Genomic DNA, 14,394 nt, shown 5'->3' with positions numbered 1-14,394 from the left:
TATAAATACACGACTCGCTTCATTTCTGCTCGACACGTGCACTTATTTTGTCAGCAGTCGCCCAAACTCACCCTGACGGGTTCAGACATGGGCTTGATGCTGACAGTTAGCGCGGGTCTCGCAACGAAATAACGCGAATGTCGATGTTATTTATATGGACACCATTGTGGATTTCACCAGACACAAGTTTCTGCCTGCATTTTATTTATGGTATAAAACAGAAATCAGAGTTCAACAGCAATCTGGTATTCCTTTAACCAGTAGTTGACCTGCAGCAGGTATGCCATCATCTGCGGGCCTGCCATTAACTGACCATACCATGGTTTTCCATAATCCTTCGGAGATTCCAGAAACTGTAGAACTGCTTTTTTATCCAGAAACCGGTTGACAGGGCTTGCAGGATCGTGGATCACTTCTCTTAACCGGTCGGCAAGGATCGTTTCATAAAGCGGGTTATAGGTCTTAGGATACGGGCTTTTTTTCCGGAACAGGATTTCATTTGGAACCAGATTTACAGCGGCATGACGGAGCAGGCTTTTCTCTGTCTGGTTTCGGTATTTGTATTTCCATGGCACATTAAAGACATACTGCATAAGATGGATGTCAGCAAATGGTACTCTTGCCTCCAGACCATGATACATACTGGTACGATCCATACGGTCAAGCAGGGTCTGCATGAACATCCGGATATTCATGTAACCGATCCGGCGACGGGATTTTTCGATATTGGATTCTTCCGGCAGCACCGGAATCTCGGAGATGATCTGATGGTAAAGATTTTTCACATAGTCATCCATCTGCAGGGCATCTGCAAATTCCGGATCCAACAGTTGCTTTCTCGGTGTAAGATCGGTCATCCATGGAAAAGTATCGGATGCAAGCAGATCTTCCCGGTAGAACCATGGATATCCGCCAAATATTTCATCGGCACATTCCCCGGTCAGCACAACCTTATTGTTTTCAGATACCAGCTTACAGAAATACAGCAGGGATGAATCAACGTCTGCCATGGTCGGCTGATCTCTGGAAAGAACGGAATCATAAAGCAGGTCGGCAAGCTCTTCCATATTGCAGGTCAGGTAGTGATGTTTCGTTCCGAGGAAAGAGACCATCTGATCTACATATGGCCGATCCTGTTCCGGCTGAAAAGCATTTGATTTAAAATAGCGTGAATTATCGGTAAAATCAAAGGAATAGGTATCTAATATCTGCCCCTGTTTCTTCAGTTCTTCCGCACAGATGGCACTGACGATCGAGGAATCGATACCGCCGGACAGAAAGGTACAGATCGGAACATCGGATACGATCTGTCGTTTTACTGCAGCGTTTAACAGATCAGAGGTCTTTTCCACGGTTGTCTGATAGTCATCGGTATGAGGTATGCTTTGGATCCGGAAATAGCAGGTGGTGGAACAGCCAAATCGGTCATACCGGATATAATGACCGGGTTTTAGTTCGTCGATTCCTTTGAAGACACCGCAACCGGGTGTTTTTGACGGGCCAAGAGCAAAAATCTCACATAAGCCTTTTTTATCCAGTCTTGGAAATGTGCCGGGATAACAGAACAGTGCCTTTCGCTCTGATGCAAAGACAAGTGTCCGGTCAGATAAAAAGGTATAATATAAAGGCTTTACACCGAATGGATCCCGGTAAAGGAAAATGGCTTCTTCGGCATGATCGTAGATCGCAAAAGAAAATATACCATTGATATGTTTTACAAAGTCAGGCCCATAGTATATGTATGAAAACAGCAGTACCTCGGTATCGGATGTTGTGGAAAAGGAATAACCGCGTAAGATCAGTTCCCTTTTCAGTTCATCTGTATTATAGATTTCTCCATTGAATACGATAGTGAACGTTCTTCCCTGTACAGTGCGGGACATGGGTTGAAGTCCGGCTTTGATATCCCGGATGGATAATCTTGTATGAGACAGTCCGCATGTATCCATCAGAAGAATACCATCATCATCCGGCCCGCGATGCTTTTGCTTTGCATTCATGGCAGACAGAATATCACGAAAATGTCCGGGCGTTTCCAGGTATCTGCCATGTACATTATAAAATCCAGAAATAGAACACATAGATAACTCGTTTCGGTTTCGTCGTATAATTGTATGAAACAGGGCAGTAAAATATGCAGAAAAAGAAATCCGAAAAATACAAAACAAAAGTGCCGAAAAATACAAAATAAAGTTGTTTCGATTGGATGTTTGCGGAATTGATAAAAGTAAAATATAATATATATACAAAACTATTTACAAAAATTGGTCAGATTGCTATAATATACGAGGTGCGACATAGAAATTAACAAAATATAAGGAAGAGATTGGAAATAGATTCATGAAAGCCGGAAAGATCCGGCAGGGGGAACATAGATGGACAACAGACAATTCTATATCTGAACCGAATAGTGTTGTAAAAAGCATATGGAGAAGGCATATGTTTTTTACATCACTTTTTTTACATAAAAAATTATTTTGAATACAGAGGTATAACGATTAAATATTGTAAAGGGAGAGAAGAATATGAGGAATCATTCAAAGGCATTCAGACATTTTATGATCATGATGATAACGGGCATCCTGATCCTGACAGGAAGTTTATTCTGTTCTGGTACAGCAAATGCAAAGGAAGGGGATTGTGGTAATACTTCAGATGGAAAGTTCTGGTATGAAGTGATTACCGATCCAAAGGGAAAGACACCTGGAAAGGTTTCAATTTCTGCTGAAGTATCAGGTGGGCATTTTGGCAATAAGATAGTTTACCCAAATACGATCATAGGTAAAAATAAAAAGAAATATACTGTTGTAGAGATTGATGGTATGTCAGTTGACGAGAACGATTATTCAAATGTAGAAGAAAAAATCACTGAGATCACAATTCCAAAAAATTGCGAAACAATAAGTGATTATGCATTTGAAGATATGAATATAAAAAAAGTAACTTTTGAATCAGGCTCGAAATTAAAAAAAATAGGAGAAGAAGCATTTTCTACCAAAAAAACGATATCTACAATTACCATTCCCAAGTCTGTAGTTTCAATTGGTGCCGGAGCATTTAATGCCGGAGTATTAAAAGTTAATTTTGAAAAAGGATCGAAATTCAAAGATATATCAAAAATGAAAAAGGGCAGTTATTGGTGGGTGAATGAATGGTGGACCGCCGATGAAATCTATAATTATCGTATAATTTCAGAACCGAACGGTAATAATCCCGGTAAAGCAGAACTGATAATGTATGATCCAAAATCAACAAAGAAAATAGCATCATATACAATCCCTAATGTAATTACAAACCCTGCGAATAAGAAGTATAGTGTATATTCGATTGGTGAGGATTGCTTCGCATGTGATGAATCGATTTCCAATATCACGATTCCAAAGAACTGTGTCATCATTGGTGAAAATGCATTTATGAGTTGTGAATTAAAAAAGGTTATATTTGAAAAAGGTTCATGTTTGAAAGAGATAGATGAGGCTGCATTTTATAGCTGTGTGAATTTAAAAGAAATTGTTATACCAAAGCTTGTAGAAAGGATAGGTGTAGCAGCGTTCGCTTATTCTGGTTTGAGAAAGATTACATTTGAAAGTGGTTCTAAATTAAAGTTTATTGGTGGACTGGCATTCGATGAATGTGATCTTGGAAATGTATATCTGCCAAATAACAATATTACCTTTGATACCGCTGATCTGGAAATGGGAAGTGCGTTTGGCACGGGTAATAAAACAATTTATACTGCCAATAAAGCGACATATCAAAGAATGATAAAAGAGCTGCAGAATGAAGAAAATTATGGAAATGTTGATTATAAGGCGGTCTACACCGGACCATATAAGATTACATATATGATACCAAAGACAGTAGGCTCTAAGACTTATAATAAAGTAGAACAGACGAACCTTCGATATAATACGCAGGTAACACTGAATCCATCATATGATAAAAATGTATATAAAGGATACAGTTTAAAGTTTACCGGTACTTTGACAGACAGTGATGGAGAACGATATACAGTAACTTATAAGTATGGTCAGAAGGTGGATCCTTCCGGACAGGGAGATGTCGTATTATATGTATCGGCTGTTCCAAATACATATCAGATCCGCTACAATGCAAACGGTGGTATTGGTTCTATGAACATTCAGGATGGGGTTGTGTATAACCAGTATATAGAATTGCGACAGAATAATTTTATGAAGAGCGATTCTGTCTTCAAATGCTGGAATACAAAGCCGGATGGAACAGGAACATCTTATAAAGAAGGTCAGAAGGTCACAAAACTGACAGCCGAAAGCTCTATTACACTTTATGCGATCTGGGAAAAGAGAAGCATTAAGATCCGTTTCTCTGCCGGTGAAGGTCAGGGAACCATGCAGGAGGCTACCGTAAAGCAGGGCGAAACCTTGAAGCTTCCAAAGTGTACATTTACCTGTCCTGGAAAGAAATTTTACAGATGGCAATGGATATATACGAATTCGGATGATTCCCATAGCTTTATTGTCGGAACCTACGAGGATGAGGCAGAATTCAGTGATACACAGAATATTTATGCAACGGCATCCGGATATTATGAATTTCTGGCGGTGTGGAGTGATGCCTCCGGATATAATCTGACACTTGTTCCGAATGGCGGAACTGGTACGGAAAAGAAAATTGTGCTCTCAGCAGATACTCTGGATGATTCTAAAACAGCATATGAAATTTTCTCAACGGATTTTCAGAAAGAGGGAAGCTCTTTGATCGGTTTCCAGTTTGATAAGGATGAAACAATCTATCCGGTCAAAACCATACAATCCTGGAGATTGAGCAAACTGTATTCCTACCTCAGGGAATTATATGGGGCTAATACAGAAGTTCGGATAAATGCTGTCTGGGAACAGAAAACATACAGTATTGTTTTCGACGAAACAGATGGTGAAGGATATATGGAAGCAGTTGTCTTTAAATGTGGAGAAACAGCAAAGCTTCCAAAGTGTACATATGAAAAGGATGGATATCAGTTCATCGGATGGGCAGAGGAATCAGATAAGAATGTTGTTGTATATGAAGATGAAGCAGAGATCCTGCATAATACGGAAGATGGTATTGCGTTATATGCAGTATGGAGCCCGGTAACCTATCGTATCGTTTATAATGCGAACGGAGGATATGGAAGCATGAAGGGTGAGACTGTTACATATGGAGAATCCATTAAACTTGAAGCATCAGCATATCGGAGACCGGGATATACCTTCCATGGCTGGAGTACCGATAAGACAGGTGGAAAGGTCTATAAAGATCAGGCAACTGTAAAGAATCTGCTTCCTTATGAAGGAACCGTGACGTTATATGCAAGATGGACAGAAAATGATGTTACGATCACATTTAATCCAAATGGCGGAACCGTTGGACGGACCAGCAAGGTTGTAGGCTATGGGGATACCTGTGGCACGCTTCCAACACCGGTAAGGGATGGATATGAATTTAAAGGCTGGTTTACAAGCAAGTCCGGAAAAATTCAGTATACCAGTTCAACAGTTGTGGATCTGGAAGGCAGTCTGACGTTATATGCAAGATGGCAGGCAAAGAAGATAACGGTTACATTGAATGCTGCAGGTGGCAAGATCAATGGAAATAAGAGCAAATTTTCAATTGATACCGGAACAGGAATTACGGGACTTCCTAGAGCAAAAAAAGAGAATTATACCTTTGATGGATGGTGGACGGATTATACCGGAGGCTCCAAGGTAACGGCAGGAACGACATTTGCAAAAGATACACAGATTTATGCGCATTGGAAATCCAAATCAACCGGCAAGGTAAATGTCCGGTTGACGATCCGGAAATATGCAGGTGCGGAAGGCTGTATTATTTATTATTCAAAATACAGTGATTTCTCAAATGCAAAATCTGTTAAGATACAGAGTTCAAAGACATCATTATCAACGATGATCAGCGGACTTGAAAATGGAACAAAATATTATTTCAGAGCCAGACAGTACAAAGTAAAGAATGGCAAGAAGAAATATGGAAAATTTGGAAGTACGATCAGTAAAAAAATACCATAAGGAGGGCAAGTAAGATGAGTAATAGTATAAGATTTAAAAAGCTGATCCTGGCAGTTGCAGCAGTTCTTTGCTGCGGAATCTGTATTTTCAGTATATCAGGGAATGCATCTGCAGCAACATATACCGATAAGTCGGGCAAATGGACCTGTACAATCGTAGATGGGACGGCAAAGACAGTATCGATCAAACCTGCAAAAACAGGAGTAGCAGGTGTCAGCAAGGGTGCAATCACAATTCCTAATACAGTTGTAGTGAATAGTAAAACGTATAAGGTAACCATGATCGCAGGATCTGCATATGCAAATAATAAAACGATCACATCTGTAAAAACGGTATCCGGAAGCTCCCTGGTTCAGATCAATGTAAATGCATTCCAGAATTGTACAGCACTTACAAATGTGGATTTCAGTATGTCAAATTCTCTGACAAAGATTTACGGTACTGCATTTGCAAACTGTACTGCAGTTACGAAATTCAATTTTAAAAATTCAAACCTGACCGGAGTTGCAGCAAATGCATTTTCAAAGGCAGGAAAGAGTACTACAAATATCTGGGTAAAGAACAGCGGATCATATAATAAAGTTAAGGCAAGTGGTACGTTAGTTTCTTCACCTGTAGCATATAACTATACGATTACTTATAATGGAAATGGAAAAACCGGCGGAACAGTACCTGCTGCGGCAAGTGCTGTATATACAACAAACATTACATTGTCTTCCAATGCGTTGACACGAACCGGATATACATTCGGCGGCTGGAATACAAAAGCAGATGGAACCGGCACCAACTACAAGGCAGGACAGTCTGTTAAGGGAATTACAAAGACTGGCGTGATCACATTATATGCTAAGTGGACACCGATCCAGTATAATATTCGTTTTCAGCATCGATATTCAACAGAAAAGGGTGCTATGTCGGATATGACATTAACCTATGATAAAGCAGCAAAATTAGATCCGTGTAAGTTTACCAGAGTTGGTTATATATTTAAAGGATGGGCGGTCAATGGCAATCCGGATAAAGTTGTATATGCAGATCAGGCAAGTGTAAAGAACCTGACAACGAAAACAGAGATCATATGTTTATTCCCTGTCTGGACACCGATCACATATACAGTTACTTTTGTGGAAAGAGATGACAAGACTCCGGAGGTTGTAAATGCAACTTATGATCAGAGCCTGCCAAAGAATATTCCGGGGCGTACCGGCTATACATTTATGGGATGGTCCAGAAAGGCGGACAGATCAACAGTTGATTATGCGCCAAGAGCCAATATGATCAATCTTACAACTACAAATAAAGCAAATGTGACACTGTATGCGGTCTGGGAGAAAAAGTCATATACATTTACATTTTATCCGTATAAAGAATATGGCACAAACGATGATCCGGGCTATACCGTAAGTGGCGTACAGCCGGATAAAAAATGTTATTATGATACAGCGGCAAAATTAGATAAATGTGTATACAAGAGAGCTGGTTATACATTTGCCGGCTGGTATACAGAGATTCCTGCGAAACAGGTACTGGCAGATGGGGCAGATGTTACAAATTTTGTAGACACAACGGATACCATACCATTATATGCGTTATGGGAGCCGATTAATTATACGATCACATTCAGTCTGGAGAATTCGGATGATGATGTAATCGGAACAGCACCGGAATCCATAGCATGTACATATGATGCGGAATATACGATCCCTGCATATGATATTTCCCAGTTCAGTAAAGAGGGATATGTATTTGCGGGCTGGGTTCTGGATGATACAAAGAATGTGACCGAGGATATAAGGAATACTGTTTTTGAGCCGGGCGAAACATATAAGAAAAACCTGACAACAAAAGCAGGAAAGGATGTTGTACTGGTTCCTAAATGGGTGGCATTTAATTATCGTCTGGAATATAAGCTTGGTAATCAGGTGATCGCACCAAAGGATTTCCTGTATGGTGAGAATGTAACCATATCAGATGTGGATGAACAATATTACAAAGCCGGATATACCTTTGACAGATGGAATACAAGGGAAGATGGAACCGGAACGGACTTTTTTGCAGGGGATATCATCCGAAAGAAAAATCTGAATCAGATATTAAAGGATACAAAAACGGAAGATAACCATGTGACGATCACATTGTATCCAAAATGGACGGCAAACCGGTATAAGGTCACTCTGATCTATAACGATGGAGAGGCGAATACTTCAGGAACGATTTATGTAACCTATGGTTCTACATATAATAATCTTAAAAATCCAACCAGAACCGGATATACTTTTCAGGGCTGGTCAACAGATGAAAAGCAGTTAAAGGTGCGAAAGAGCACAGATCGTGTAACGATACTGGATAATGTTACATTGTATGCATTCTGGAAAAAGAATACATATAAAGTAACCTATAATGCAAACGGTGGAAAAATAAACAACAAGTCATCTTATGTGAAAACTTATCAATTTGAAGATTCTGCCAATACCGGATTTAAAAATGGAACACTTCCTGTACCAAAACGTGCCGGATACCTGTTCTCCCGGTGGACTTATAAATCAGGAACAAAGACTTATACTCTGATGCAGGGAACGGCGATCAAACAGAATGTCACAGCGACTGCAGAATGGACAAAGGTCAAAGCGAAAAAGGTTACAGCGAAAAAGACTACCTTTAACAAGATAACAAGAGGCAGAAATAAAGGAAAATATAAAGTTACATTAACCTGGAAATGTGAAAAAGCCGATGGATATGAATATCGGTATGCACCAACTGCTAAAAAGTTAAGCAATGCAACGACCTTTGATATCAGAAATAAGAAAGAAAAGATCCTTCCTGCGATCAGCCTGCAGACCTATGCAATTTTTGAAGTCAGAAGTTATCGTTATGATTCGACCGGGGCAAAGATTTACAGCAAATGGACAAAGATCTATGATGTCGGAGCAGATAAAGTCAGTGTAACCTTCGATGCGAATAAAGGAAAATTTGGCAGTAAGAGTACAAAGAAAGTAAAAGTAGTAAGAAATCAGAGTGTAGCGACTGGATTCTTAAAAGGAAAACTTGCTACATTAAAGCCAAAGAGGGCAGGTTATAAACTGGTCGGCTGGTATTACATCAATAAGGACAACAAAAAAGTTAAGGTAAAGAACAGTACAAAGATTAAAGATAAAAACATTGTGATTTATGCAAAATGGAAGAAGAAATAACATACGGGGTAGAAAAAGATGAATAAAAAAATTGCAGATCTTAGAATGGAAATGAACAAAGTCATTAAAGGCAAGGATGATATCATTGTTAAGATCATTATGACCGTTCTTGCATCCGGACATATCCTCTTGGAGGATAATCCGGGACTTGGCAAGACAACACTTGCAAAGACATTTTCAAAAGCAACTTCTATGCAGGATAATCGTATCCAGTTTACACCGGACACAATGCCAAGTGATATTCTTGGATATTCCATGTATAATCAGCGGGAAGGAAAGATGGAGTTTGTGAAAGGACCGGTATTCACGAATCTGCTGTTAGCTGATGAGATTAACCGTACTTCCAGTAAGACACAGGCGGCATTGCTTGAGGCTATGGCAGAAGCAACAGCAACGGTTGATAATGTTACGTATCAGCTTCCAAAACCATTTATAACGATCGCTACACAGAATCCTATCACCAGTGGTGGTACTCAGGCACTTCCGGACTCCCAGCTTGACCGTTTTATGGTGCGCTTAAGTATGGGATATCCTGATGTACAGAGTCAGGTAGAGATGCTGATGGAGGATCATGGTCAGAATCCGATTGATGCAGTACAGCCTGTCATGAGTGTAGAGGATCTGATACAAATGCGTACAGAGGTAGCGAATGTATATATTTCTTATGAGATTGCAGATTACATTTCCAGACTGGTTGATGCAACCAGACATCATGATAAGATTGAGTGTGGTATCAGTCCACGAGGTACAAAGGCATTCGCTAATATGGCAAAAGCATGTGCCTATATGTATGATCGTAACTATGTGATTCCGGAGGATGTTATGTATGTTATTTATGATATATTCAAACATCGTCTGATCTTGACCCCTTCTGCACGCAGAGAGAAGAATGGAGCAGAAAATATTATTTACGATATCTGTCAGACGACAGAAGCTCCTTCTATGGCGGGAGAAAGATCCAATTAAAACAGAAGCTGAGTTAAGGTAAGAAGATGCGAGAAAGGACCTGATGAAATGAGAAAAAGAAAAATCTTGTTATTTGCATTGTGTCTGACTCTTGGATGTTCCCTGACTGCATGTAAGCGTGACCGTTCGGAATTCGAACGTGAGGATTATATGAAAAATCAGGAGGCAGATAAGGAGCAGGCGGCTAAGTTATCCGGACAGGACCGTTCAGAAGACGATACAGAGAATACGGAAGATACTACGACAGAGAGTGATGCAACGACGGAAATGCAGGGTGGCAATGCTATGATCGAGATCACAACAGAGTCTACAACGGAATCAAGTACAGAAACGACGACTGAAATGACGACAGAATCTACAGAGCAGGAACAGACAACAGAAGAAAAGACATCTGAGCCTAAAACCGATGCACCGGCACAGAATACGGAAGCTAATACTGAAAAGCCAAAGGATGACCCGAAAAAGGATAGTAAAAAAACATCAGACGACAGTGATTCATCAAAAAAAGACGGTGATAAACATAATAATGATGGCAATGGCGGTGATGGTGGTGATGATTTTGGTGACGGAGATGATTTTGGCGACGGTGACGGTAACGGCGATGGCGACGGAAGTGGATCCGGCAATAAAAAGGGATCAGACGACGATGATGAAGATCTGGATGCTCCGGATATAGATGTAGATTTGGTTGAATAATTATGAAAAACAAAAAGACACAGATAGAGAAAGAACATAAAAAAGACAGAAAAAAACGAATGATTCCAAAACGTAAGCTGCAAAATGGATTAAAGCTGCAAAATAACAGACAGGAGATCCGGCTCGATCTGCAGGCACTTTCCGTAAAAGAATCCAATTATCTTGCAATTCGTATAGTGCTTACCTTTTTGGCATCGGTGAGTGTATTATTTTGCTGCTTCAGTGCATTTCAGGTTAAAGTTTCACTGATTGTGACAGCGGTTCCGGCACTTGTTATGGCAGTTATTTCCCAAATCCTTTTTCTCAGGAAAAAGTCAGGCTGGATCGGCGGTACAGGGATGGCTATTGTGATCGCTGTCCTGTCTGTGATCCTGTTGAACAGTGTTTCAAATGGTTTTTCAGCAATCGCAAATGATGTACTCAGATCGGTCAATAAGAATATGGCGATGGCAAATCTGATGTTTGTTGTGAATGAGGACAGTCTGGCTGCAGATGAATATATTGCATCCATAATTCTTTCTCTGCTCGTAACATTTGTATTTGCAATTCTCATTCGGTTTCATCTGAATGCCTGGGTAGTGGTGCTCCAATTCCTGCTTTGTGCATCCGGATTCATGTATAAATGTATTCCGTCAGTATGGACGCTCGTACTTGCCGGAGTTACGATGGTGGGAATTTTGCTTGCTGGCAATATCAAAGGACGGATCACGAAGGACATGTATGCAGGAATGCTTGTATTTGCAGGAGTTCTGGCAGGAGCTGCATGTCTGATCTTTATACTGCTCACATACATACCGATCCCGGTGGTTGATGATATAAAAGATTCAATTGTATATAACGGCGGCAATCTGATCTATGGCAAAAATGATTATCCGGAGGGATCGTTCAAACGGTTTCATACAGTTGAAACAAATGGAAGCAAAAAACTCCATATCGAGATGTCAGAGCCTGCTGTGATGTATCTTCGGGGCTATGTCGGTTCCAAATACACGGAAGACGGCTGGACAGAAAACGATAAGGATATTTACGGCGAAGATTATGAAGGTGTATTTGAATACTTTGCAAAATTTAATTATTATCCTTTAGCAACACTTGCAAGTTATATGGATATTACAAAGATCAATGATGCAGATATGCCGTTGTCAGATATTATATCGGTTGAGGTTGAAAACCTGGCTGCAAGCAGTAAATATCAATATCTGCCTGAAAATATGACCTACGATTCTCTTCCAGATCTTTATGCACCAAAGAAGGATGTAAATTTTGTAGCACAGGGATTTGGAAACAGAAAGCCGTATAGATTTTATATGGATACACTTTCGAAGAATGACTATGAGAGTATCTATAATGAAAGCTGGTATACGGAAGGCACCGGTGATACGGATTTTATTGACTGTGAACAGACATATGCTTATTTTGCAAGCAAGAATTATACAGAGGTTTCGGATGAAATGAAGCAGTATTTTGACCGGACTCTGCCGGAAGCCGGGAAAAAACTAAATCCGTTTGATGCGATTGATGTAGTCAGACATTATCTGCGGGACACTATAACTTACAGTGAAGATGTAACAGCTAATGATCCCGGAATAGATTTTGTAGAGGATCTGATCGAGAATAAAAAAGAAGGATATTCCGTTCATTTTGCAACAGCCGCTGCTATGATGTTCCGATATTATAATATTCCGGCAAGATATGTAGAAGGATATCTGGTTGCTCCGGAAGAGGGAGAGACATCGATTGATGTTCTGGATCAGGATGCACATGCATGGGTAGAGATTTATGTAAATGGGCTTGGATTTATTCCGGTTGAAGTTACACCGGGCTTCTATTCTGAGGATGATAACAGTACCATTGGTAACGGTGCGGTCAGTGGTTCCGATAATCAGGATTCGGAATCAGAAGATTCCAGCAGTGATCAGGACAATAATGATAATGATGATTCAACGGAGATCAATCTGTTATATATTCTGATCGCAATTGTTTCACTGCTCGTATTATTCCTGATCGTTGTTATTGTCAGACGTGCAGTGATCTGCAGCAAACGAAAAAAAGCAATGAAGAGTGAAAACCGGGAAAAAGCAGTTGCAGCAGCCAGTCTGTATATAGAAGCCTTGTACAAATATGCCGGTAAGAAGATGGAAGAATCCCTTCCGTCAGAAGTTATTACGGTTTTACAGAAAAACAGATTCAGTAGAGAAGAACTTGACTATACGGATGTTGCGGTTGTAAGAGACTATGCACAAACGGTAAAACAAGAGGTTTATCATTCCAGTAATCTCTGGGGCAGATGCAGGATGCGGTTTGTCAAATGTCTGATATAGGAGGAGAGAAAACGATATGAAGAAAAAAATTGCATATATTATTTTTATCGTTATCCTGTTGCTTTTATTTATCTGGACAAACAAACTGCAGACCTTATGGCTGTTTGGAATGTTTGGGATTATCTGGCTTCCGATGTTTTTTATCAATCGGTATAATGCGGGGAAGATTGCAGTGAAGTTTGATATTATCAATGAGTTAAAGGAAGATCCTGCCTTACTTCTTGAAATAGAGAATTCATCTTTTTTTCCGGTTCCAAAGATCAGGATAGAGTTTAACTGTGAAAATGTTGTATTTGGAACAGAATTTCCTACTTATATCGAATGTTCGGCGGCAAGAAAAAGCAGAGAGAAATACCAGTTTCCGATAGAGAGTAAGTACTGCGGACAGATTAATGTTGAAATATATAAAATCTATATTTATGACTATTTCGGTTTGACGAAAGCGGAGATTCGTTCGCATAAGGATTGTATGTTTTATCAATATCCGAAAGAGCGTTCCATGGATCTGTATGATGTAGAAGGCAGTCTTGTGAGCGAGAATGATGTGAATTACAAGCATGTAAAAGGAAATGATATTTCAGAGATCCTTCAGATCAAGGAATATATGAAAGGTGACAGTATCAAAAATATTCATTGGAAAATGTCAGCTAAGATGGGAAAGACCATGGTAAAAGAACTGGATACACCAAATGATAATTCCGTCATGATATTTTTTGATTATGCTCCTAAGGAAGACAGGAAGACGAATCAGAAGCTGATCGAAGCACTTGCATCTGTCAGTCATGAGCTGATCCGTCTGTCAACAGGTCATACGATCTATCATATGGATACAAAAGAAAATCGTGTTGTTCACCGTGGGGTATTTGAACTTACGGAATATGATGTTATGCTTCAGGAGGTTCTGGAAACGGTAGCGGATAAGAGTGAGTACCGTGTTCTGGATTATATTTTGGAGCGTGGAATTATTCATCGGTTTGCAAAGGTGATCTTTATTACATATGATGCCAACCGGGATGCAGCCTTTGAGATCGAACGTTTAGAAAAGGGGATTGTCCTGTATGTTTGATGCAGGTGTTTTGGTGATTTTTCCCAGAAAACGCATTGACTTTTTTTCTCATTTATGCTAAAGTAACAACAGTTTATATGTCAAATGCAATGACAAGGAGGAGTACA

7 protein-coding genes and 1 other annotated feature (1 of these 8 running past the window's edge) are annotated in these 14,394 nt (G+C 39.9%); of the genes, 6 read left to right on the top strand and 1 reads right to left on the bottom strand.

What is annotated here, in order from left to right:
* Positions 1-224: 224 nt before the first annotated feature.
* Complete coding sequence (asnB, locus tag DXB77_RS04735; protein WP_118662743.1) at positions 225-2,081, bottom strand: asparagine synthase (glutamine-hydrolyzing); 1,857 nt, start codon at positions 2,079-2,081, stop codon at positions 225-227.
* Between the two features lie 444 nt (positions 2,082-2,525).
* Here asnB and DXB77_RS04730 point away from each other — a divergent pair, with 444 nt between their 5' ends.
* From DXB77_RS04730 to DXB77_RS04705, 6 genes are read left to right on the top strand one after another with little or no spacing between them, the layout of a single operon-like run.
* The gene (locus DXB77_RS04730) at positions 2,526-6,047 is read left to right on the top strand and encodes an InlB B-repeat-containing protein (RefSeq protein ID WP_118662742.1); all 3,522 of its coding nucleotides are present in this window, start codon (positions 2,526-2,528) and stop codon (positions 6,045-6,047) included.
* Positions 6,048-6,061: 14 nt separating this feature from the next.
* On the top strand, positions 6,062-9,238 hold the full coding sequence (locus DXB77_RS04725) for an InlB B-repeat-containing protein (protein ID WP_118662741.1): 3,177 nt from the start codon (positions 6,062-6,064) through the stop codon (positions 9,236-9,238).
* Between the two features lie 18 nt (positions 9,239-9,256).
* Positions 9,257-10,204 carry a MoxR family ATPase gene (locus DXB77_RS04720; RefSeq protein WP_117784818.1) on the top strand — a complete coding sequence of 316 codons (948 nt, stop codon included), beginning with the start codon at positions 9,257-9,259 and terminating at the stop codon, positions 10,202-10,204.
* A 48-nt stretch (positions 10,205-10,252) separates the two neighbouring features.
* Entirely contained in the window at positions 10,253-10,900 is a 648-nt protein-coding gene (locus DXB77_RS04715; RefSeq protein ID WP_118662740.1) for a hypothetical protein, read from the top strand.
* A gap of 2 nt (positions 10,901-10,902) precedes the next feature.
* Entirely contained in the window at positions 10,903-13,221 is a 2,319-nt protein-coding gene (locus DXB77_RS04710; RefSeq protein WP_118662739.1) for a transglutaminase domain-containing protein, read from the top strand.
* Between the two features lie 16 nt (positions 13,222-13,237).
* The gene (locus DXB77_RS04705) at positions 13,238-14,287 is read left to right on the top strand and encodes a DUF58 domain-containing protein (protein WP_118662738.1); all 1,050 of its coding nucleotides are present in this window, start codon (positions 13,238-13,240) and stop codon (positions 14,285-14,287) included.
* An 80-nt stretch (positions 14,288-14,367) separates the two neighbouring features.
* Positions 14,368-14,394, top strand: a binding site (T-box leader) (it continues 237 nt past the right edge of the window).

The organism is Clostridium sp. OM05-9, assembly GCF_003481465.1.
Classification (GTDB): domain Bacteria; phylum Bacillota; class Clostridia; order Lachnospirales; family Lachnospiraceae; genus Coprococcus; species Coprococcus ammoniilyticus.
Note: the sequence above shows the minus strand (reverse complement) of the source record. Positions and strands in the feature narration are given on the sequence as shown.